This is a genomic window from Anaerolineales bacterium (genome assembly GCA_015075725.1).
Taxonomy (GTDB): domain Bacteria; phylum Chloroflexota; class Anaerolineae; order Anaerolineales; family Villigracilaceae; genus Villigracilis.
Genome location: JABTTV010000001.1, coordinates 2625045 through 2645071 on the forward strand (window position 1 = coordinate 2625045; position 20027 = coordinate 2645071).

Genomic DNA, 20027 nt, shown 5'->3' on the forward strand with positions numbered 1-20027 from the left:
ATGTTACACCTTAAATCCTGTTGTCTCTTCCACATCGCGGAGTGATTGTGGAGCATTTTCAAATGCCTCCTCTAGGCGACCACGATGTTGGGCATCCCCCAACACTACATGGCGTTGAGGTTGCCGCAGCACTGCTGGTTCATTATAGACAAATTGATCTGGATTCGGATATAGGGCGGCAATTGCCCTCCATCTATCCAATTCTGAGGACGTTTCATTATTGGTAATACCCGGCACCGGTCTACGCCCAACAGGTTGTATGATTGACCTTTGTTCAAATAACTCTGGAATTATCATCACTTCAGGGTCAAACCGTGCGGATGCCATTCGATTTGCCAGCGAATGAAAAGTACTTCCTATGCGTTGTTGAATCCGCCATTGCTCATGAACACGGATTCCATTTAGAGCCTTCGCTTGACGTAGAAGGACGACAGCTAATGGACCCAAAGACCGTTCCCGCGCTCTTGGAGAAAAAGGAGCAACTGTAACCGGTTCGACATATCGATATAGCGCACGATGATAACCAGTAAAGAATTCATAGTGGTCAAGGTCTCGCGGCCTGCTTGCACGGAAAAAACTGACCACCAGTGCGCTTGTTTTACGACCTACACGACCGGTGGCTTGAATATAGGATGATGTGGTTTTGGGTTGACCATGCACGACCATAAGGCTGAGACGATCCACATCCACTCCGGTTCCAAACATGGATGTCGCAAAAACGGCATCTTGGGCATTTGGCATCGGTATTTCAAGTTTTTGCAACAGGACAGGAAGATTCATCGAACTGGCTCGACTGGAGAGTTCCAGCCTTCGTGACTCATCAAGAACCCGTGCTCCAGTGCCGGAACGGCTCTCCATTCTTTCCGGGATGTCCTGCCTGTATAGTGATAGCGCCCCGGCTAATTCACGGGTGGCATTGAAATATCCTACAAGTGTCCAGAAAGGATCTATTTCATTAATAGAAGTGCTTTGTGATAGATCAAATGATCCCTGCAACAGTGATGACCAAATACGGACAATTGGGGTTTGCGCGCCTTTACCCGGTGCGCAAACAGCTGCATACAGCCTGCCAGGTTTTCTTGCATCAAGAGGATGAGCTTCTGTTCCAGTGGCAAAGAACCGCTCATCTGAGGAAACTGCAGATGGCGGGAATTGAGTTAGTCTTCGATTGAAAAGCGATTTCACCTGAGCCTCAGCCTGACGGACAGTTGCTGTGGAGGCGATATATTTGGGAAACACAAATCTTTCGTCAATAATTCTTTGACTAAGCATATCAACTGCCGTTTCAAATAACCCAACCATGCTACCCAAGGGACCTTCAATAAGATGTAATTCATCTTGAAGTATTAATTCGGGTGGCGAAAACGATGGAACTCCTCGATGTAAAGGATTTCCAACGGCGCGGCCGGCAGGATGATCTCGAAGACCGGTTTGTTGGGAGCCGTCCGATGGGGGACACCATATCCGGTAATATCCCCATCTGCTGTGATAATGTGTTACATTTCCAAAAAGTGATGCCGCTTTTGGTTCAAAAGCTAAACGCGCAAATTTGTCGACGGTTGAGATAACAAGAGAAGGGCATCTGTGGTAAATCTGGTCATCCACGGTAAAAGCAGGAATGGGAATCCGGGTTGACCACTTTTTGCCTTGTTCCAATCGGAATGGTTCTGGAATATCCTGCCACAAAAGGCCATCGGTTAAGTCAATTATCGGGTCTGGTATACGATTGGGATTTGGAGTAGTGGATACCTGTCGTCGGACATTTGTCCGGGAGCCCTCTCGTTCCCGAGGTTCCGGAACCTGTTCCGCCCAAAGCGACTGATTTAGTTCACAATTCGGATTGGGGCAGAAAATATCAAAGTCATTTTGTTTGTAACTACCCTGGTTTGTGGAATACTTCAAAATAAAATAGCCCGGACGCGATGGGCGGGCAGATTGTATTTGTGCATTACTGCCCAATGCGGGTTTGATGGATTGCTCCCACCAATCATCAACGTTTAGAGACGAAAGAAATGACCCGTCGGGTATTGTAAAGTTAATGGATATGGTGCGATATGTTGGCGATTGGTGTGAAAAAATATTAACTGAATTAATTACCAGAGATGGTACGGGACGGCGGGGTGTTAGCATGCTTATTGGCGGAATTGTCGGGTTCCCACCTTGATAAACAAAATGTAAGGTGAATTCCCCTGCTCCAAGTCCTTCGTCAGAGATGGCTAGCGGTGCTTGGCAACAGGGGCAGTTTGTTACCTGTGCTGGTTCGCCTTCCACCTGTAAGTTTCTTCTGACCTGTTGCACATACCTGGCAAGCTCTGCATCAGGCCCATCATAATCTGGACGCAATCCGCGCAAAATATCCAATGCGCCAGCTATCATCATAAACCCAGTTCCCCCCGGCACAGGCATTGGACCAATGCTCATCATGCTGTTTGGCGTTACTCCGCCCCCCACCCATAACCCGGCTGAAAAGCGGATTCCACCCCAGATAAGGTTGTCTGTTTTTTGACACCCATGTGGACGCCAGCCAATAGTGCTGCCTCTCCCTGCTCCCATTATTCTGAGGGTTTCACATGCTGTAACCACCCCTAATGCTCTTCGAAATTGTTGTATTGTGAGTAGCCGTAGTGTGTAACGTGATAATACGCCAACTCCAGCGCCCGTTCGATCTTGTCCTGGACTGTTATGTTTGGCACGCAAACGTCTAAGTCCCAATACGAATGCGGATAAACCCAGGTATGCTTCTGTCTTACCACCGCCTGTAGGAAACCATAGTAAATCACATATGTCTCTATCAGGATGGAATGGATTTGCAAGTGATGGAATATTCAACAAAATAAATGCAAGTTGAAAAGGTCTCCAAGCCAGGGATCTCTGGGGATTTTTCCATCTCGCTTGCATATCAATGGCTTTGTTAGCAAAACAAAACGCCAATCTGGCATCTTCATCTGAACAAAGAATTTCTATTGCTTCTTGGATACGTGATGCCACTTGGTCACATTCCTGAAGATGAGTTCTGGCAACATCTTGATATACATCCTCAAGTCGATCAAGTTCGCTTTGTTGTACTTGCAACCATGCCTGATAGCCCTCGACTAATGGTTGCAGGGCAGCTCTGACTCGATCAGGATCCCATGTTTCGGCTAATATTTCTGGCCTCAATTCAGGTGGTTGTCCATATTCATTTTGCCAATCCATATCAGGCGTTTGAATTAAATAGATTGGTATTAATTCGGAGCGCACATCAGCAGGTGAATATTTTCCTCGCTCCGATTCAGTAATGGTTTCTGAATCTGTCCATACGAAAGGAGCCTCTTGTGGGCGGTTGGTCAATTCAAAGGGACGTTCAGGATCAATTTCTTTCCACATCGCGCCACACATATGTCCGCGTGCAAATGCTGTGCGTTGACGGTATAGCAAAGCAAGTGATAATTCTTCTTGTTGATTATCAGATGGTTGTTCATGGGGTTGAGTATGATTTTCGTCAAGATGTCTGACAGGGACTAATTTTGTGCCATGAAGTATATGAGTACGCAATTGCGGTTGAAAAAGATATTCGCTTGTGGTTGGGTGTTCCCCAACTATCTGTGTAACATTTATCAGGAAAATGGAGACTCTCCAAACCCCAGGAATTAATTGTCGGGAACGAATATGCAGTCTTGCCCCTGCCCCTGCGGTTAGATCGATGGATGCTTGTGAAACATCCAGACTGCCACTCAAATAGCCTGATGGATTCCGATGCCAACCGTCCTGTTCCAAATAGTATCTTGCCCAAGTCGCGCAAACCTCAATTTGCGGAATGCCATCTTCAGCCTCCAGAGTAAATGATACACCTATAGATCGTGGTAGTGCCTTGGGATCCAATGCAGGTGCAAATACTCCAGGGGATGCCACATAACCTTGCGAGTCTTGATCCTCTTCACTGCTTGTCTCTTCTATGATTTCATCAATGTTATCTTCAATTCTTTCATCAGTGCTGGAGGCAGTGACAGGCTCCAAAACACCGGTAATATATTCAGTTCGCGGATCTTGTTCTTCCGGCAGGATTTCGTTTGGACCATTTCTTGGTCCAATGACCTCACGGTAAAGTGCAATTAACATATCATTTCTAGTAGGCATCTTTTCCTCTCCTGCGACCGAAGTTTTTATTATCCATAGTGCAAATGAATTATTTCATTGTGGTCGAAATAAACCCCACTTCACCGAATTATATGCCGTGTGGTCTCTCTTACAGCTTGGTTTTTAATTGCATTTTGTAGATTATACAACATCAATAAACTTTCCCCATTCGATGACTGGTAGTTTTCCATACTTTCGCCCAATCCCCGTCACTACTGCAATATCATCGGGTAAATTTTTAAATGCCCATCGAGCTGCCTTCCTGACCCAGTTGGGGCTTACCTGTGCATATACAAGCCTCACACCAGTTTCACGACAGAATGCTAGGGCTTCCGTCCATCTCTTTCGTGTAATGCCTTCTATTTCCTCCTTCTTTTTATGTTCATCCCCAAATTCCAACCAGAACAAAGTCTCGAAACCCTGAATTCGCCCCCAGGCAAGTGCATCAGGGCGCACAGATATTTCAGGAAGTTGCACTTCGGTCCAACCCGTCCATATTTCGGTGAGCGGATAGGCGGATCGTAGCCATGCCAGCCATCTACGGGAATTCGCCCTGTGTGGCGTCCCGATTAAGTGCTGATTCAGTTCCTTCACGCCGCTAAAATCCACGCCCTTTGATGCTCCCCAACTGCGCAAGGCAGCGGATACTCCTTTGCGGGTCGGATGCCACATCCAGTACGGATCCATTTTCTTTGGCTTCGACTTGTCTTTTTGGAACACCTCGCCAAGTTTGAATATCACCTTTTTTTTCTTTTGAAGCCCTTGTAAAACATCAAGGGTTATTGTTTCAGGAAGACCCACCAGAGAAGCGATTTCCTCAAGGCTTCCTTTTCGGTTTCGGGTCAAAACCTGGAGACACTTCAACTCTTCGCGAGAGAAATGGGAGAACTCATCATCCATCTTGGGAGGACGAGGGAGTGCAGGAGAAAATAATCTTGGACCAAAAGAGAAACTGTGATAATCCGGAGTCTTGTTCTTTGAAGTGACAACATATGGAACGGAAAACCCGTCTGTCATGGAGCGTTTGACCTCCATCAAATACCATTCCCCGGGAGATGTCACACGGATCCAAAGGGACGCGCCAGGTCTTTTTTTATCCAACTCGGCAACCAGACGCTGCAGGAGGGGATGAAAAACAAATGGTGGCAGTCCATTCAAGGCGTCAATATCGAATATGAAGGTATCGGTAAAACCACCCTCATATTCCAGACTGATCCAATCGGAGAAGGTTACTTCACCAAGCTGAACAGTCATGGGTTAATCCGAACATCCAATGTTGATGTACTCATCAACCGTAAAATAGTTTTGAGGGTTCAGCCAGATAGCGCTTTGTTCGCCCGTCTTCTGGCGGATGCCGTAATGCAAATGTGCCCCGGTGCTGTTGCCGGTATTGCCGCTCAATCCAACGACATCACCGTAATTGAGAATTTGTCCTTCTGTCACTTGAATGCTGCTCAGATGCGCCAGCCACACCTGATAGCCACTGTTTTCCACCACCACCAGATTACCCCAGGGACCGTTCGAACCAGCCCACACAACCTTGCCTGCAATGGTTGTATGAATGGGCGTGCCTTCATTCACTGGAAAGTCTGCACCTGTATGAGTCTGGTAATGTGGGTCCTGAAAGACACAACCAAGCAAAGGCTTGTCATACCAATCACTCCAATGTAGAACGGGACCGATCAGCGGCAAACCATAGATATCCGATCCAGGTCCAACATAGCCATCGAAGGGAACAGCGCTCATTCCGGATGGTAGCGAATTGCCATACGAGCCGTTGTCACTGGTCTCCGCATATTGGGGAATATCGAACAACCATTGTTCCACGCCGGGCTGCGCCCATGCCGGGAGTTGTGGAATGGTCAGGACCACCAGCATGACATAACCCACAACCAAAGCCGCCCCGCATAATAACGGGGCGGTCATCAGGGCGATGGAAAACCGGAAGAAGCCTTTCATTATAAGACTCGTCCCAGCCGATCCAGACGGATCTCGCCCTGCTGCCCGGCTTGCAATCCCATCGAGGCTTCGATGGATAAGCCATTGCGGATCATGCGCATTGAGAGCCAGTAGGAAACTCCAGAGCCGATGATCACCGGTGACAAGAACAAGGGATTGCCCGAATACAACTTCCCAACCTCCGGGGTCGTGATGGCGATCAATACCAACACTGCCGGTGGAAAGAGCGCTAGGAAACGTGCCTGCCATTCGACACCTTTGGCAGCGGCACGCGCGCGGGATAAGACTTCCACTACAGTCCCAAGAGTCTTTCTCAAGGACGCCACCAAGGGTCCGATCTCGATACGTCCTTCGATGGAGGCTAATAATGAAGTAGCGACAATGTCCACGGCGGGATTGTCCCAAGCGATTGTCCATTCGCGGACAGCTAATGCCGCTTCATCGGCGGGTGCAGTCCGTAAGCGCACAACTAAATCACCCAGCACCATCCTGCCATCCGGTCCCACGGCTTGCGCCGCATCATCAAGGGCATCTCCCAATGGCTTGCCTTGTGTGAGCAGAGTCTCCACGACTCCCAAGCCTCGTAAAATATCTTTCGCCTGCTTCAAACGGAATTCCTGGCGTTTGTCAGAAAGTGTGCCTGCATAGAGCAATCCACCAGCAATCGCAAACAGGATCGCGGGAAAGAATCCCAGGAACATGCCGCCTGCCAAGCCACCGCCAACCCAAGCCAGAAAGCCATAGGCAATCTGGTTGAACGCCAATCCTGTTCCAGTCTGACGCGCAAACTTCTCCGGATCGAATTTCTTCTTCGGTTGGGCAATGCCCATCGCACGCGCCATACCTGCTTCATCCACGGTGCGTCGCCAACCAAAGGCAATCGGGATGGCTGCCAGCGCCAATGCGCCAATGATTGAAATCAATGTAATCATGCTATCTCCATACGAACCAAAATGAGAGTTCCTGCGCGCCGCCATTGGCAAGCCAAACAGTGAAGTAAATGCCTACAACTCCAAGAAGAACGGTCATCAACGGATAGACTCCGACTTCGTTCCATGCAAGATCAATAGGTCGCATGGTTGCTTGCTGCATCGGCGGTTGATAAGACGGAGCAGGACGTTCAGGCTCCATCGTATGTTGCTGAGTCTTTTGTTTGGGCGGAGGTGGATTGCCCTCAGCTTTACAGGAGGCTGCCTGTTGGTTGACATACTGCCGGGTCTGCATCGAATATCGAAAACGGCGCATCAACCAGACTTCGGGCGGGACACGGTCGGGTCCAAGGCGCAGAAGCGCCAGCGCCATAAACCCGACCAATACCAGAAAACCGATCACCACCTTTCCAGTGAAGGATAGCGGAAGGAATAAACACAGCACTGCCAGCAAAGCGCCAGTGCCAAGAATACCAAGATCGCGATTGTTGAACATACCTCTCCTAGAATGGCGGCTTGGGTTGGAAGCTCTTCAACATCTCACCCAGTTGCGGCAGGAAGAGGAAAGCAAATAATACGATGATGATCAAACCGACCACCCCAATGATTGCCATCGAGGTCATGCGGCTGCCACCGAACGCCATGCCCGCCGTGCCTTGCAGGATGTAATACAGCCCGCCCAGCAGCGCCACGACGATCAAGAGTCCTGCCATGAACGCCCAGGCGTCGCGGGCGATGGACAGAATTTGTTCCATGATGGGGTCGAACATAAATATCTTCTCCTTTGAAATTTCAACAGGTACCGAGAAACCAGGCTGCCAGGGGAATGGCGGCGCTGGCAAGAATCATGCCAAAGAGGGCTTCACCGCTTTCGATCAGCGCATTGGCAAATGAGGATGCACCACCAATTGAGGCAGAGAACATCGTGATGAAGGCTGCCTTCAACATGCGCAAAGCAGCCAGCCCGCCGATCAACCCGGAGGCAAGCGTGCCCAACTCACTGATCGGTCCACAGCCACCAGCACCAGGCAAGGTCGATTGCAGGGCGCTCACGATTTGTGGGATGCCGAGAAAAGCAAACAAGCCAAGCACAACGATGGAGATCAGGGTGGAGATGGATTCCCATACCCATAGATTTGCGCCAAGGACAGAGGCGGAACTCACGCGCAACATCTGGGCAATGCCCGCTAGTAGCGCAAAAGCGACGAATGCGCCCGCCAGGGCAACCCAGGCTTCACGCAGAAAGGTTAGTAACAGGGAAGTAACTTCGCTCATGAAAACACCATTGGATCGTGTTTATGGAATTCATTTTCAAGGGCGGGATAGAAACGCTCGCCCCAGAACTGCATCGACCAGCGTCGGGCTGGCCCGGTGCGGTCTTTGAGGGTCAGGACTTCCAGTGGAGCGCAGCCGCAGTCACGGACATCACCAGTACGGTTGACCACCAATACCCGATCTGCTTCATAGGGAACACGTTCATCGCCTAACAAGGCAGATAGATCGTCGCCATCGTTGAAGCGTTCGGATTTCAAGGCAGCAGCTGCAATGATCGCCCAGCCGTGATGTCGTGCCATCTCACGCAAGGCAGCGGCCGCTTCGCCGCTGCGACCTTCTTCGTTCATCATTCCAGTTAGACCAACTACGGGTACACGATTGAGATAATCCACAGCGATCAGTGCCGGTCCTTTGACAGGAAAGGCGTAATCGTGGATCAACATGTCCTCCAGGGCACGAACGGTGTCTTCGCGGGAATTGAGCGAGAGCAAAACGGCTTCACTGGCGCGCGCCAGAGTGGCTTCCACAACGGGTTGTGAGGGTTGCGTATGAGGACCACCGGTCATCGCCTCTGTTTGCAGAAACATGCGAAAGCGCAATTCCTCCGGGGTGTGTTCATAACAACCAATGGCAGATGGAATATGCAGGCAGGCAGACTCGAAGATCATCCGCAGCAGCCAGGAAGTCTTGCCAATTCCTGGCGCTGCGGCGAGGAGAGTCAAGCCGCCGCCCCAGAAGGACAGGCCAGCAAAGACACCAAAGGGAGTGTAGGGCTGTGGGTTGCCCAAGGTTCCGGAGCGTGGCATAGGGTCATCTTATTCAATTGTGGAAGGGGGATGGTTGATCGTGTCGCTATGGAGTCGGTAGGAATAAACGCAACAGAAGATAGACAATCAATCCAAGTAATAGACCTGGCAGGGCAGGGATGTCCCCATGTTGTCTACGTACCCAAAGCCTGCGCCAGAGTTCCAATCCCAGAAGAGACAGCAATACGGCAGGTAAAGGAAAAAGACAGGCAAGCCCGCTAATCGCAAGCAAATCTGCCCTGCCAATAATGCTCTTGCGATACCCATATCCGGTGAACAACACCGGCCAGACAGGCGGGTAAAACAACAGGGGTATGGCGAACCAACCGGATAGATTACGGAAGATGCCCCAAAGACATGCCAACAGTACGATCCCGGTCTGAATGGGTGTTGCGGGAAATGTCAACAGGATCGTTCCAAACAGAAAGACTTCGATTCCTGGCACCAGGCGATAGCGCAGGTCGGCATAACTGAATATGGAAAAGGAGACCAGCGCAAAGGTTTCTGCAAGGGTCATGAACGATCCTCTTCATCCCTGGAGTTTGGCATGAATGTGAGTATCTCCTTCACCCGTGTTGCGTTTCCGATTTCTGAAGCGCGCATCAATGGATCGCGTGCTGTCATGATCTCTTCCGAATGATCCAGGTAGGCTCTGGTCATCTGTGCTGTTTCCTGTGGGTATTGCGCCGCGAAGACATTTGGGTCCAAGCCGTGTTGGGTGATGTCCGCGGACATGGCTTGAAAGCCCTGCTGGAATTCCTGGGGCGAACCATTGAAATTGGATTGAATCGAGGCATTCACGGATGGCGAGAAACCAAAATCATCAGAGGGCGTTGTGGATGGAGCGCCATTGAAGCGTTGCATTCGTTCACCCAACTCCGCCTGTCGTGCCGCAAGTTCATGTCCATGTGCCAGCGAACGGTTGTAGGCGGCTGGAGCACGTAACCCCATCGCTTCCAAATTTCCGGCTTGTTGATTCAATTGCTGCGCCGCATTGAGATGACTCATCGCGGCTTCCGCGCCAGTGAGTCCACTCGTGGTTGCAGCTGCTGCACCTGCTCCTGCACTGGAGGTAGCTCCTGCCGCGCCTACTGCACCAGCTCCCGCCGCTCCCACGCCGCTGGCAGCCAACATACCGATGGAGACGATCTGTTGTGCCGATTTGATCATCCCACCAAAGGCATCCGCTGTGGTGGAGATGGTCATCTTGCCGAGAATGCCTGCTAGGGATAACAACAATCCGGTCGCGCCCCATAACCAGACCACACGCAGGATGGCAGACAATAATCCCTGCTGACCCATCCAGGTGCTGGCCGCCATGCTCGCTTTAAAGACTCCACCTGCCACAATAGGCAGAAGAGCAATCAGGATAACTGCCTTCATCCATAAGGAACGCAGCCAGGTTGCTTGGGGTAACACACTTGCAATTGCAAGAGGCGGAGCGAGTACGGCAAGAATAAATAGAACGGCATTAGCGGACGCAAACGCAAACAACATTCCGCCGATGGCGAGTAATGAACCAATCGATAGACCGATGTTGAGCAAACTGCCAAGGAAGGTCTGGTTGGCAAGTCCCAGTAATATCGAAGTTGCAGTGGTGTTCTCCACAAAGCTGACCGCCAGGGCGCCGGTTTCACCGATGACTTTCCCAACCATCCACCACCCGAGTCGGACGATGAGATCAAGGAATGGACCGGAGGCAATTGCCAACACACCGGCAGTGACCCAATCTCCGATCACCCGTAATCCGCTGTCATCGTCACCGAGCAATCTGCCCCAATGATATAAAGCCAATCTCAATAGGAACAAAGCGGGCGCCAATGCTGCCGCAACCGGCAGACTGGATTGCGCTACTGTGCTGTAATCACCCTGACTGGGAGCTTGTACGATCTCGCCGATCACACTTGTCCAGCGCGCGACCTCTTCACTCATGGCGCGTACTTCCTTGTCGGCGGCTTTATCGAAGATGCCAGCCAGCGCTTCGGAGATGGTTTCGGCGGGAAAGATCAGATGATTGAAGATCTGTGAGATGGTGGTCGTGGTTGTGTTGCCGCCACCTCCCGTGGGTGGAGTCGGCGTGACTGTGACCGTCACCGTGGGTGTGGGAGTTAGAAGTAGATTCGCACTGGAGGCATGAACCGGTGTGGACGCCATCGCCAGATTACCGAGGGCAAGTAGTGCAATGAAGATTACGCAGATAATGAGAAATCGGGATTTTTTCATAAACCCTTCAAGACGTGTTGGGAGATATAGTTCCTTGTAAAACACAACTGCTGATAACCGCATTGTTTACAGATCGATGGTTGCTGCAGGGCATTCAAGGGTGGGTGTGGTCCCTTCTTCGCAAGGTTGGACAGGGATGCCACTGTTTTTTCCAGATCCCGGTTGGCGAGGAGTTGATCGAAATGCTTTGCTTCACCGGTTTCCCGATTTAAAGAATAGATGGCTGGTGTGTTGGACCAGGGCTGGTTTCCCAGGGTTGTGCAACGGTTAAGCAGGGAAAAGCGGAGTTGATCCTGTTCGCCATTAGAGAGGAGTGAACCAATCCTGGTTTCAGTCACATGTCCCACCTGTACCTGCCATATCCATGTATCGAACTGGACAGGCATGCGTACATCGGGCGGAAGGGTCAGGCAGACTTTTTCCGCCTTCAGGCTGTAGCCAGTGTCGCGTCCGATCAGCATGGCTTTGCGCCAGTCATGGGAAAGGAACGCCCAGGTGCGAACATAGATAAATAAGTTACGCCAGTCGCCGCCGAGGTTGTTGATCGCATTCTGGGAACCATATCGGCGACTCAGGGGGATATCCCCGCCCCGAAAGAGCGGCATGAGTTCCGGAGACCGGAGATCACTATGATGGTTGCGATATTCCTCGATCTTGCGGATATTGGAGCGAATTTCATCGAGGAGGTTTTCGAAACCATATTGGATTAGGAATTCTGCCAAAGTCTTGCCTGTGGATAGATCTTCAAGAGACTTCCAGACGGGATCGAAGGGCGGGGTTGGGTCGGCACCTGTCAGCCACCAACGTGCAGCCGCAGGGCAGAAGGAATACAACATGGCTGAGAGAATGGGATTCCCGCGTGCATTTTTGGGATTGAGCATGGCAAGGAAGAGATCAGTGTACATGCCAGACCATCAAGAGAAAGGGAATCGTACGCCAGGCGGCGGGGGATTTCATCCCGGTGAGTGATAGTTTCTGAAAGAGTCTCCAGATGAACTGGAGGATGCTGGTGACCAAAAAGGAAAGGAAGACCAGCAGGATCAGGGATGGGATATTGGAATAGGGTAACGCCCAAAGAACTGCCATCCAGAGTTTTACATCTCCGGCGCCCATCCATCCGTTTGCCCAGGCGGAAAGCAGCAGAAAACATGCCAGCCACAAATCCATATGCCCGGGGAAGTGCGCAATCATGCCCGCAAGGATCAATGGGTAGGTAGACCAGTTCGGGATGCGACGGGTACGCAGATCGTACAGGCTTACTGCCAGAAGATAAAAAAGCAACCAGGTCATTGGTTGCTGATGATATATAAATGAATGGGTGGGTATGGTGAACGTGTCGCTTTGATTCAAATCCGGGGTTGGCGACAGAGGTTTTATGCCCGATGAAATATTTGGTAAAATATCTTTGCAACGTCTAGGGTGCCCCCCTCACCCTGGGCGTTGCATTTTTAGCTCCTAATGCTTGACGAAAGAACATTTGTTCTGATATTATCCCAGTTGTATGTCTATCTGGGATCGTCTTCTGTACCTGATAGGCTTGCGTCCAACGCCCGGTCCTCGAACCTACCATTTTGATGCGAGTGAAAGCCTGCAAGTCACGCTTTCCACCCTATCCTCTGACGAAGGCCGTCCTGAACATGATTTGATCCCCGATATCCTGGCCGCAGGTCTAACACAATACACCGCCAATGAGAGGTTGTGGGACAGGTGGGAATCCCTCTCACCCCGTGAACGGGACGTGACTGCGCTCGTATGCCTGGGGTATACCAACCGTGAGATCGCCGCCCGTTTGAACATTTCTCCGGATACCGTCAAGGACCGCATCTCGTCCGTATTCCGCAAGTTTAATATTAACAAGCGCAATGATCTGCGTGCTCTGTTCTCCCATTGGGATTTCAACGAGTGGGAACGGCAGAGATAGACCCATACTCCGACCCTCCCCCCAAATCCAGTACCCCCAAAACACCCCCATCTGACACCCAGGTGGGGGCTATTACATATGAAGGGGAGGTTGTATTCTGTCAGCATGGAAATCCTTCCCGTTCTCAAAACCGGCAAACTAATTGTGATCTACACATCGGATGCTGCACGCACCGAAAGCATGGTCTTGATCGCCGAACTTGGTCTGCGTGGCGGAGTGACTATCCTGGATGGTGGCAATCGCTATCGACCGTATCAGGTTGCCACATTCCTGCGCAGAAAAACGGTGGATATTTCAAGCGCTGCCAATCGACTATTCAGTCGGCGCGCCTTTACCTGCTATGAGATGAATACCTTGTTGTGCTCCACTTTGTCTCGTAATCAACCTTGTGTGATTCTGGATCTATTGAACACTTTTTATGACGATCATGTATCAATTCATGAGGCGGATCGATTATTGAAATCCTGTCTCGGTCAAATCCAGCGTCTTGTACTCGCCGGACCCGTCGTCCTGACTCTTGCACCGCCTTTGGCGGAGGAACGTGCTTTTCTACTTGAGCAGGTCTGCGCACAGGCAGATGAAGTGCTGATCAAGGAAGCACCCGCCTGCGAACCCACCCAACCGTCGCTCTTCTGAATGATATGGGTCGTACTCTCGTCACCATCACCCAATTACTAAACGAGACCGAAGCCAACCTGTCGGCATTTCGGCGCACCTTGCGCCGCAGTGATCAGTATGTCTTCGATGGTCTCTTTGCCGCCGCGCGTCGGCATATCGCTGCCATCGGGCAGGCTGAGTCGCTGTTGCCATTTGAATCGGCTTTGCTTGCCATGTTGCTGGAACAGTCAAAAGAAATCGCTGTTCTTGAGCAAAAGGTCGAAGAACTGATCAAGAAGAACTCGGGTTGAGCGTGCCGAAACATGACCGAGGCAATTGGTTGGCTGTTGGATGTATATGCGGAAGAGGATGGCATTTCCCTATGGGTATTGACGGAGGATGGGGAGCGTCTGCATTTACGCATGGATTTTGACATCACGCTCTACGTGGCGGGGGATTTCTCCCTGCTGCGGCAAGTGTGGAAATATTTGAGGGAGAAGAACGTTAGGTTGGAACGAACCGTTCGCCGCGATCTATTCCTTGGCGAACGGGATGTAATGGCAGTCGCTACTTCTGACCCAGCACATGTCCAAAACCTGTTCGGGGACTTACAACGGCAATTCCCATCCCTCGATTATTACGATGTAGACATTCCCATCACCTTGCGTTTCATCGCACAGACGAATACACATCTATTAGGACGTTGCCGCATCATCCTGGAAGGGGAATGGATACAGACCATCGAACCTTTATCTTCGCCCTGGGAGATCGATCCCACGCCCATTCCCTTGCGCATTCTGACTTTTGCCCCGGAATGCAATCCTGCTGTTCTGAAACCCAGACAATTACATGTGAAATACAACCAACGGGAATACAGCCTCTCGCTGGAATCTCCAAGGCCATTCCTGATTGGCTTGAGAGCCGACCTGAAGCGCATCGACCCCGACCTGATCCTGACGGATTACGGCGATACCTGGTTGTTTCCGCTGTTGATCCAATGGTCCGAGGAAACCGGGATCGAATTGAACCTAAATCGGGATCGGGAGAGAACGGTACTGACCCGAAAGGCAAACAGTTATTTTGCCTATGGTCAGGTAACCTATCGTGGGTCACAGGCGCATCTCTTTGGACGCTGGCACATCGACCGCAAGAATGCCATGTCTTTCGGCGAGTACGGATTGGAAGGTGCGATGGAACAGGCACGCGTCACAGGTATCGGTGTGCAGGAGATGGCACGTAAATCTCCCGGCGCAGGCATCACTGCCATGCAGATGCTCACTGCCATGCGCAACAACATCATGGTTCCGGTGCAAAAACAACAAGTCGAGGGCAGGAAGACTCTGGCGGAATTGATCCGTGCCGATCATGGCGGGCTGATCTATCAACCCATCATCGGACTCCACGGAAATGTAGCGCAGATCGATTTCTCCTCCATGTATCCTGCAATCATGGGCAAACATAATATATCGCCGGAGACAGTTGGTCTGGAAGATGCACCCGAAGGTCTGATTCCCAAAACCCTGCGTCCCCTGTTGGAAAAGCGCATGATGCTTAAGAACATTTTGTCCGATCTCGATCCACGGGATTGCAGAGTGGAAATCCTCAAGGCGCGAGCATCAGCGCTCAAATGGTTGTTGGTGGTGTGCTTTGGGTATTTGGGATACAAGAATGCCCGTTTTGGAAAGATCGAGTCGCATGAAGCTGTGACTGCCATGAGCCGCGAACTGATGCTGCAAGCCAAGGAGGTGGCAGAAGACATGGGCTTTGCGGTCCTGCACATGTATGTGGATTGTCTCTTTGTTCAACAGCAAGGTTTTCACAAACCGTCCGACTTTACGCCACTTATGAATGCCATCGAAGAGAAAACAGGCATCCCGATCGCATTGGAGGGAGTCTTCAAATGGGTGGCTTTCCTGGCTTCGAAACGGGACGCGCGTGTGCCCGTGCCTAACCAATACTTTGGCACCTTCCAGGATGGGACGCTCAAATATCGCGGCATCGAATTGCGTCGAAGGGACACGACCCCGTGGGTGAGAAAGATTCAATTGAAGGCGTTGGAAATTCTGGCAGGTGCGAATACTCCGCGTGAATTTGCCAACCGCGTTCCAGATGTTATGAATTTGATGGAAGATGCAAAACGTGAACTCAGAATTGGTCGTGTTCCATTGGATGAATTGGTTATCCGTCAAAGGTTAAGTCGAACAGTTGAAGCATACAAGACTCCCTCTCCAGCTGCGCATGCCGCCTTGCAGTTGCAAGCGCATGGCAGGCAGTTCTCTCCCGGTCAATCGTTGGAATTCGTGTTTGCCCGTAATGCTTCCGGAGTCCACGCCTGGGACCTGAATGAGGCATTGGACTCCGGAAAGTTGGATACAAAGCGTTATTACAAGCTTTTGGATCGTGCGATCCAAACAGTGATTGATCCGTGCAAGCCTTTGCTTATGCCGGAACGATTGTTATGAATGGTTACTGTCCCGGCCAGCCAATCTGCCCCTGCCCTTCGCGCACTGCCCAATAAATGATCCCGCCCCAGTTCCAGGAACGTTGATATTGAGGATTGCTGATACTGCCGGCGTCGTCCATGCGCCGCAGGGTCAGGTTGGTATCCCAATAGGCGTCGGGTGTGCCATCGTTGTTGATATCCGCCATCCTTGCGGCAGGCAGGTTTGCTACAGCAGACGGGGGAATCTCGCCTCCGCTGGAATGCGTTTTCCATTCATAACCAGTGATGCCGCGATGTCCTGTTCCGCCGCCGCAGTTGTAATTTCCGTTGCCGTTCGGACCGGCAATGCAACCCTCGATGGCTTCATATTCCTGATACCGCAACTCCCAGAACAACTTGTATGGAGCGCGTCCATTGCCGACAAACAAAGGCATGTCTCCGGGGAGTTCGTCCAATCCACTGACACTGCCTGCAAGGGTGATCGCTCCCACAGCTGGATGGGATGGCACTTCCCATTGAATGGATTGGGATGCGCCATTGGACAACACAAGGTCCCCGATGTGCGGCAGAGTCACAAACATGGGACCTGCCGGTCGCAGGGTCAAGATCAAACGTAGGTTTTGCCAGTCGCCCACCTGCGGATTACCGGGGGAACCACCACCATTGGGAACATAATTCACTCCGCCTGACCCGGAAGACTCCGGCATACCTCCGTTTCTTAGGATGGTTGGCCAGCGCACTAATGTTGCCGGATAGGGTCGCACATCCAGATAGATCTCTGGAAAGGTCACACGTGCCGTGATCTTCCAGCCGCTGTTGGTGCAGGTGATCCCACCAGCCGTCACAGAGAATGATGTACAGGGATGTTGAGGCGGTGTGGTATTGGGCAGCTCACAAGGCATGACCGCCGGTTGCTCGATGATATGCAGGACCTGCCCGGTGCAGTTATCCACCCGGATGGGAAAGACCTTGCAGGAACTGCTTTCCGCGTAATATTCAACCACCTGAAATGCTAGATGATTGCCAGGTGTACAAGCGCCACCGCCATTGTTGTTATTGTCATTCCCACCGCCTTCCTCTCCGCCTCCTTCATTTCCTCCACCTGTGGTGCAAATGATGCTTCCATCCGGTTGAAAGGAACAGGATGGGGCAGTCTGTGCCAGGACGGATAAAGGTTGAACGGCGAGCATGACGATCAGTAGAAGAAATAGACTGGCGCGTTTCATGGCGCGGTCCCCGATAATACGGAAAGAATGTACTGCTTCTCGTTTTCATCTGTGAAAGACTGCCAGTTTTCTGGCAGCGGTTGCATGTCAAGATGCCAAGTGTTACTCAGCCACTTGGCATCCCAGGGCTGGGAGTCGTATAAGGTCGCCACGGTTAGACGGTCGCTGGCATTTTCCGTTACATCGGTGATCTCCAATTTGGGTTCCGTCTGTGTTCCCAGCCAGACCCACTGTCCATCACCCAAATACCCAAAGAGCAGGAAGGAGCGCATGGGCGTGGCAGGCGCAGTGTAGATGTGATCATTTAATGCGTAGACGATGTGAGTGTTCTCGGCATCCTCCACCACCAGACAGATCACGGGATACTCACCGCCCCAGATCTCGACACGATTGCCTTTGACCGTGGATGTCTCGAAACAACCGCGCAGGGCATAAGTCACTGCCGCTTTGCCATTTGCTTTCAGTCGCCATTCCTTGAAATCGGGATTGGGTGGGATGAAACTGACCGGCACATCCACAAGATCATTTGCATCTTTGGGAAGCGTGACGGTTTCCATCTGTCGCATGGGCATCTCTGTGAACCCAAGCAGTTCAGTGGCTTCGGCGCGGCTGTATCCTTCACGGACTGCCAGCGCCCAGGCAATGGTTTTCTCCAAACTTTGATAGATACAGGCAGGCTGGATAATCTGATAATTCTCGCTGATCATGGTCGGTGTAAAGGACCATTCCGACGAATCGGTTGGACAGCCAAACGAATCAACACCTCCCGATGGGCTGGTCACAATGATTTCCGTTGCCACCGGCTCCACCGTCTGTGTCGGGAGGGTGACTGCTTCCGGGGTGGCTTGTACACGGCTCATCAATAGATAGCGATTCAAGCCTGCCATCCCTCCAGCCACAAAAAGCAAGAGCAGGATCAATCCGGTCACAACGGTATAGATACGGGGTTGCCGTTTCCCGGCAAGGTCTTTATAAGTCAATCCATCCAGGATTGTTTTCCAAAGGGATTTCATTCTTCTCCAAAAAAATTATTGATCTTCGCGGGTCACGCCATGCGCCAGATATCCAATGGCGCGCACGGTCACCCAGCGGGCAGGGAATAAGTACCCCGCTGATTGAACTTGAGCGGTGACATAGCAGGCGGGACGTCCCTGATGTCGTCCACAGGAAACCGAGGTGAGGTGCGCGGAACCCGGTCGTTGTGAATTGAAGTAAGCTGCGGCAATTCCATTCCCTGCTGTGGTTGCAGTGATCGTCCCATCCGGCAAAACCGTGATCTCCTGCGCACCAGCATGAGCCGCAAGGTCGGTGGCAGCCACGGTCTCCATCACACGCGCATTCGTCACCATGTAGTCGAGGATGCCCAACAGAAACAGGGACATGATGGGCATCAGGATGGCGAACAACAAAACGGATTGTCCGCGTTCATTTCCTTTGAACTTCATCGCCACTTCGCCTTCCAGGTCTCGGAGCGCGAGATGAACCACTCGCTGTTCCATCCGCTTTGACTCAAACCAAGCAGACCATCAAACAAGGTTGGCGCTTGATACGAGACCAGACATTGCCCAGGCAAACCAGGTCCACTGGGTGGTGAGACTCGCACGCGATACTTCACACCAGCCGTGGCGGACCAATCCGCATTCAGGGTTTGCCAGGCGACATTCACGGCATTGTTTCGGGCGCGTGCGGGATCAGGCGATTGCGATAGGAATTGCGAACAGGCATAGGCAGCTGCAGTCGCCGCGGTGCGAGCCCGATGCGTTGGGATCCATGCCAGCAAACCGAATGCCATAATGACTGCCAGCATTGCGAACAAAGCCGTTTCTGCCAAGGCTTGTCCGCGTTCGCCTTTTCGGTACGGGGTTTTCATTCGAACCCTCCAGCAGAGGGCGGGCCGGGATAGAAGCGCCAAAGGCGAAAGTTGGTCTCGGCCCGTTGCGCTTCGATCAGACGGATGCCAAAGATCCAATCCCGTGAGTCCTCCACACTGATCAACGAACGCACCTGACGCGGACCGGTCTGCCCAGCATTGATCCGGTCCGCGAGATCGGGCCATAAAACATTGTCACGGGCGTTTTCGGTGGCGGGTGTGTTGTATGAACCGGAAGCGACACCCGTGATGAACACGCCCCAATCCGTGGAGGCGGAACGGAAGGCATAAAACGCGGCAAAGGTCATGCCGAACAACAACAGGATCAGGACCGGCATGATCAGCGCGAACTCTGCCATTGCCTGACCCTTTTCCTTCGGACGAATCATTTATCCGCCTCGCGCCATGCGCAGGGCTTCGATGCCGGCTTCGAAGGCGGCGATCAGTTCGTTGCGATAACGGGCGATCACGGCAATCGCGACCACACCGATGGCGCCCAGGATCAGGGCGTATTCGGCAAAGTCCTGACCATCCTCTTCGCGGATGAAACGTTTGAACAAAGTGAACATGGAATCTCCTTTTTGAAATGAAAATCGGCTGGCAGTTGAACTGCCAGCCGACATCATAGTGATTCAGGTTGTGGGGAGGTTGGTCCGTGTCGC

The 20027-nt window shown here is 51.7% G+C and carries 22 protein-coding genes; 4 read left to right on the top strand and 18 right to left on the bottom strand.

Annotated features, from left to right (window positions below; all coding sequences use genetic code 11):
* Positions 1 to 3: 3 nt before the first annotated feature.
* The 12 genes from HS100_12625 to HS100_12680 all read right to left on the bottom strand — a co-directional run bounded on the left by HS100_12625 (position 4) and on the right by HS100_12680 (position 12598).
* A complete protein-coding gene (locus HS100_12625; GenBank protein MBE7434752.1) occupies positions 4 to 4116 on the bottom strand; it encodes a helicase in 4113 nt (1370 codons plus the stop codon).
* Positions 4117 to 4257: 141 nt separating this feature from the next.
* On the bottom strand, positions 4258 to 5370 hold the full coding sequence (locus HS100_12630; protein ID MBE7434753.1) for a hypothetical protein: 1113 nt from the start codon (positions 5368 to 5370) through the stop codon (positions 4258 to 4260).
* Between the two features lie 3 nt (positions 5371 to 5373).
* Positions 5374 to 6075 carry a M23 family metallopeptidase gene (locus HS100_12635; GenBank protein ID MBE7434754.1) on the bottom strand — a complete coding sequence of 234 codons (702 nt, stop codon included), beginning with the start codon at positions 6073 to 6075 and terminating at the stop codon, positions 5374 to 5376.
* A complete protein-coding gene (locus tag HS100_12640; GenBank protein ID MBE7434755.1) occupies positions 6075 to 7007 on the bottom strand; it encodes a hypothetical protein in 933 nt (310 codons plus the stop codon). The genes HS100_12635 and HS100_12640 overlap by 1 nt, the downstream gene beginning before the upstream one ends.
* Before the next feature lies 1 nt (position 7008).
* Positions 7009 to 7500, bottom strand: coding sequence for a hypothetical protein (locus HS100_12645; protein MBE7434756.1), 492 nt, complete (start codon positions 7498 to 7500; stop codon positions 7009 to 7011).
* A 7-nt stretch (positions 7501 to 7507) separates the two neighbouring features.
* Complete coding sequence (locus HS100_12650) at positions 7508 to 7774, bottom strand: hypothetical protein (GenBank protein MBE7434757.1); 267 nt, start codon at positions 7772 to 7774, stop codon at positions 7508 to 7510.
* Between the two features lie 22 nt (positions 7775 to 7796).
* Positions 7797 to 8279, bottom strand: coding sequence for a hypothetical protein (locus HS100_12655; protein ID MBE7434758.1), 483 nt, complete (start codon positions 8277 to 8279; stop codon positions 7797 to 7799).
* Positions 8276 to 9085, bottom strand: coding sequence for a hypothetical protein (locus HS100_12660; protein ID MBE7434759.1), 810 nt, complete (start codon positions 9083 to 9085; stop codon positions 8276 to 8278). The genes HS100_12655 and HS100_12660 overlap by 4 nt, the downstream gene beginning before the upstream one ends.
* A 46-nt stretch (positions 9086 to 9131) precedes the next feature.
* Complete coding sequence (locus HS100_12665) at positions 9132 to 9602, bottom strand: hypothetical protein (protein MBE7434760.1); 471 nt, start codon at positions 9600 to 9602, stop codon at positions 9132 to 9134.
* Complete coding sequence (locus HS100_12670; protein ID MBE7434761.1) at positions 9599 to 11308, bottom strand: hypothetical protein; 1710 nt, start codon at positions 11306 to 11308, stop codon at positions 9599 to 9601. Before HS100_12670 ends, HS100_12665 begins: the two co-directional genes overlap by 4 nt.
* Entirely contained in the window at positions 11305 to 12213 is a 909-nt protein-coding gene (locus tag HS100_12675; protein MBE7434762.1) for a hypothetical protein, read from the bottom strand. The genes HS100_12670 and HS100_12675 overlap by 4 nt, the downstream gene beginning before the upstream one ends.
* The gene (locus HS100_12680; protein MBE7434763.1) at positions 12203 to 12598 is read right to left on the bottom strand and encodes a prepilin peptidase; all 396 of its coding nucleotides are present in this window, start codon (positions 12596 to 12598) and stop codon (positions 12203 to 12205) included. The genes HS100_12675 and HS100_12680 overlap by 11 nt, the downstream gene beginning before the upstream one ends.
* Positions 12599 to 12809: 211 nt before the next feature.
* Between HS100_12680 and HS100_12685 the strand changes: the two genes are divergently transcribed.
* The 4 genes from HS100_12685 to HS100_12700 all read left to right on the top strand — a co-directional run bounded on the left by HS100_12685 (position 12810) and on the right by HS100_12700 (position 16288).
* Positions 12810 to 13229, top strand: a complete 420-nt coding sequence (locus tag HS100_12685) for a helix-turn-helix transcriptional regulator (GenBank protein MBE7434764.1) — start codon at positions 12810 to 12812, stop codon at positions 13227 to 13229.
* Between the two features lie 105 nt (positions 13230 to 13334).
* Positions 13335 to 13865: a hypothetical protein gene (locus tag HS100_12690; protein ID MBE7434765.1), complete on the top strand. Its 531-nt coding sequence runs from the start codon at positions 13335 to 13337 to the stop codon at positions 13863 to 13865.
* Positions 13866 to 13870: 5 nt separating this feature from the next.
* Positions 13871 to 14137 (top strand): hypothetical protein, encoded by a 267-nt coding sequence (locus tag HS100_12695; protein ID MBE7434766.1) that lies wholly within the window; start codon positions 13871 to 13873, stop codon positions 14135 to 14137.
* 12 nt (positions 14138 to 14149) lie between these two features.
* Positions 14150 to 16288: a hypothetical protein gene (locus HS100_12700; GenBank protein MBE7434767.1), complete on the top strand. Its 2139-nt coding sequence runs from the start codon at positions 14150 to 14152 to the stop codon at positions 16286 to 16288.
* A 4-nt stretch (positions 16289 to 16292) separates the two neighbouring features.
* Here HS100_12700 and HS100_12705 read toward each other — a convergent pair whose 3' ends face one another.
* The 6 genes from HS100_12705 to HS100_12730 are packed head-to-tail and all read right to left on the bottom strand — an operon-like array spanning position 16293 to position 19934.
* The gene (locus HS100_12705; protein MBE7434768.1) at positions 16293 to 17495 is read right to left on the bottom strand and encodes a hypothetical protein; all 1203 of its coding nucleotides are present in this window, start codon (positions 17493 to 17495) and stop codon (positions 16293 to 16295) included.
* Positions 17492 to 18508 carry a hypothetical protein gene (locus HS100_12710; GenBank protein ID MBE7434769.1) on the bottom strand — a complete coding sequence of 339 codons (1017 nt, stop codon included), beginning with the start codon at positions 18506 to 18508 and terminating at the stop codon, positions 17492 to 17494. Before HS100_12710 ends, HS100_12705 begins: the two co-directional genes overlap by 4 nt.
* A 15-nt stretch (positions 18509 to 18523) precedes the next feature.
* A complete protein-coding gene (locus HS100_12715; GenBank protein ID MBE7434770.1) occupies positions 18524 to 18940 on the bottom strand; it encodes a hypothetical protein in 417 nt (138 codons plus the stop codon).
* Positions 18937 to 19365, bottom strand: coding sequence for a hypothetical protein (locus HS100_12720; GenBank protein ID MBE7434771.1), 429 nt, complete (start codon positions 19363 to 19365; stop codon positions 18937 to 18939). The genes HS100_12715 and HS100_12720 overlap by 4 nt, the downstream gene beginning before the upstream one ends.
* Positions 19362 to 19754, bottom strand: a complete 393-nt coding sequence (locus HS100_12725; GenBank protein ID MBE7434772.1) for a pilus assembly protein — start codon at positions 19752 to 19754, stop codon at positions 19362 to 19364. The genes HS100_12720 and HS100_12725 overlap by 4 nt, the downstream gene beginning before the upstream one ends.
* Positions 19755 to 19934 (bottom strand): Flp family type IVb pilin, encoded by a 180-nt coding sequence (locus HS100_12730; protein MBE7434773.1) that lies wholly within the window; start codon positions 19932 to 19934, stop codon positions 19755 to 19757.
* Positions 19935 to 20027 lie beyond the last annotated feature (93 nt).